We start from the raw sequence: 628 nt of genomic DNA on the forward strand, positions 1-628 counted from the left end.
AGTAAATATCCCCCGGCAAAGCCGGGGGCTTTATTTTGTTAGCCCCTCAAAGGGGCAAGAATTTGAGCCGCCTGAAGGCGGCCATCCTCACATGCCGAACTTGAGCTGGTCATAATGTTCATCCACCTTTTCCTGGTTGCGGATGTAGGCACGCACCATGTCTTCATCAAGTCCGACTGTCGAAACAAAGTAACCTCTTGCCCAGAAGCTCTCGCCAGTAAAGTTCTTCGCTCTTCCCATGAAATTTCTGGCTATCGAAATCGCACTTTTCCCCTTGATGTAGCCAACCACATGTGACACAGAATGCTTCGGTGGAATGCTGATGCACATGTGGACATGGTCACGCATAAGGTGGCCCTCCACGATCTGGCACTCCTTCTGCCGCGCCAGCTCATGAAACACCTCACCAAGGTGCTTGCGTATCTTCCCGAAAATCACTTTCTTACGCTTCTTCGGTATAAAAACAATGTGATACCTGCAATTCCATGTCGTATGAGCAAGACTCTGGTACTCTCTCATTGGGAACATCCTATCTCTTGGCGGAGACTGGAGGTTCCCTTTGACCGCAGCACACGGTCAAACCTCGGGTAGTCCCCCGGCAAAGCCGGGGGATTACCTTATTTATTTA

The 628-nt window shown here is 50.3% G+C and carries 1 protein-coding gene; it reads right to left on the minus strand.

All coding sequences use genetic code 11. The annotated features are described in order from the left end of the window. Positions 1-87 precede the first annotated feature (87 nt). Positions 88-519, minus strand: coding sequence for an IS200/IS605 family transposase (gene tnpA, locus AC5W54_RS22525; protein ID WP_495964325.1), 432 nt, complete (start codon positions 517-519; stop codon positions 88-90). Positions 520-628: the final 109 nt, after the last annotated feature.

This window comes from Halomonas sp. LMYGS-3, from assembly GCF_059509875.1.

Excerpts from the sequence above, each read along its gene's own strand:
- tnpA (WP_495964325.1), bottom strand. The coding sequence starts at position 519 with ATGAGAGAGTACCAGAGTCTTGCTCATACGACATGGAATTGCAGGTAT.